This is a genomic window from Rhodococcus sp. R1101 (assembly GCF_000278445.1).
GTDB classification, from domain to species: Bacteria; Actinomycetota; Actinomycetes; order Mycobacteriales; family Mycobacteriaceae; genus Rhodococcus; species Rhodococcus gordoniae.
This window is the reverse complement of sequence record NZ_AJVB01000710.1, coordinates 1-1,409: the sequence shown is the minus strand read 5'-3', so window position 1 is coordinate 1,409 and position 1,409 is coordinate 1. Positions and strand designations below refer to the sequence as shown.

Sequence of the window (1,409 nt, the reverse complement as noted above, 5' to 3'; positions counted from 1 at the left end):
GCGCACGAGCACACCCGGGTTGATGAGGAAGTTCGACGGCGCGAGCGCGTCGAACATCAGATTCGCGAACTGGCGTGCCTTGCCGTCCTGGATTGGGTCACCTGCGCCGGCGTCGGCGAGATCCTCGACGAATTCGCGGGTGGCGAGATAACTCTGCAGCAGTGAGAAGTAGGCAGGATTCTCCTTCCACGCGGCGTCGGAGAAGCGGCGATCCTTCGGATCCAGGGCGACCGGGGCCTGAGGATCGCGGGCACTCCACACGCGCGTCGCCGCCGCCGGGATGTTCGCCAGACGGTGGGCGTAGTCCGTGGTCGCCTCCGCCACGGCCCGCGGATTCTTCGCGGCGCGACCGGCGACCGAAGCGACGGCCGGGCCCCAGCCGACCGGGTCGAGCGAGGAAGTGAGCTTCTTCTGCAGATGGTTGAGCACCGAGCAACTCCAGAACTGGGTGGATGGTCCGGAGCCGAGATTGACATCGCCCGCGAGGGCGCGCACCTTACCCCCAGGTACGTGCTACCTGCATGTTCGTCGCTCATGCCGCGAAATCGGGCTGACCTGGATTGCTGCGTGACGAACAGGCCTCGACCCTGGCCGATGTGAAAATGCTCACTCGTGTTCGGATTCGGGTCCTCCGCCACGCCGCCGACGCGCGACGGTCACCTCCCGGAATGCCTCGTACATCTCCTCGAGCGAACGCCGCTGGGCGTTGGTGAGGTCGGGATCCTCGCGAATCGCCCGCAGGACCGCGGACTCCGCTCCGTCATCGGCCTGCGCGTGGGCCGCGAGGGTGTCGGCGGACAGGTGCAACTGGTCGGCGATCGCTTGCAGCACACGCTCGCTCGGCGCCCGCAGGTTCCGTTCGATCTGCGACAGGTACGGATTCGAGATGCCCACCATCGACGCGAGCTGGCGCATGGGAAGTTCTGCGAGCTCACGCTGGCGGCGGATCAATTCGCCCAAGGTGCTCGGGCGTGCCTCGTCCTCGTCCATGCCGACAGCATAAGCACGGTGATCCGTGTCGAAAGACATCCTCACGCGGGTGCAACTTCGAACGTCACCACTCGATGCGGGATAGTAGGGGGTGATCCCTGTTCTGCGAGAGAGGACACCTCATGCTTGCCCGCACCGACCTGCGCGGTCGTACTCCCACCACTGCTGAGCTCAGGGGCGCGCTGCCCCGTGGCGGAGTGGACGTGGACGCGGTGCTCCATCAGGTCCGTCCCGTCGTCGACGACATCCGCGCTCGCGGTGCCGAGGCCGCACTCGACTACTGCGAGAAGTTCGACGGGGTCCGCCCCGCCACGGTGCGCGTTCCCGCCGCGGAACTCGAACGCGCCCTCGCCGAACTCGAACCCGCGATCCGCGCCGCCCTCGAGGAGGCCGTCGAGCGCACGCGCGTCGTGCACGCG

At 67.4% G+C, this 1,409-nt stretch carries 2 protein-coding genes and 1 pseudogene; 1 reads left to right on the top strand and 2 read right to left on the bottom strand.

The genetic code is table 11. From position 1 onward, the window contains the following. Positions 1-495: pseudogene (locus tag R1101_RS28450) on the bottom strand (poly-beta-hydroxybutyrate polymerase); the annotation flags it as partial. 111 nt (positions 496-606) lie between these two features. Beyond that, positions 607-990 carry a helix-turn-helix domain-containing protein gene (locus R1101_RS0123460; RefSeq protein ID WP_016935612.1) on the bottom strand — a complete coding sequence of 128 codons (384 nt, stop codon included), beginning with the start codon at positions 988-990 and terminating at the stop codon, positions 607-609. A 122-nt stretch (positions 991-1,112) separates the two neighbouring features. Here R1101_RS0123460 and R1101_RS28445 point away from each other — a divergent pair. Beyond that, positions 1,113-1,409, top strand: a 297-nt coding sequence (locus R1101_RS28445) for a histidinol dehydrogenase (protein WP_198420325.1), incomplete at its 3' end; no start/stop codon positions are given.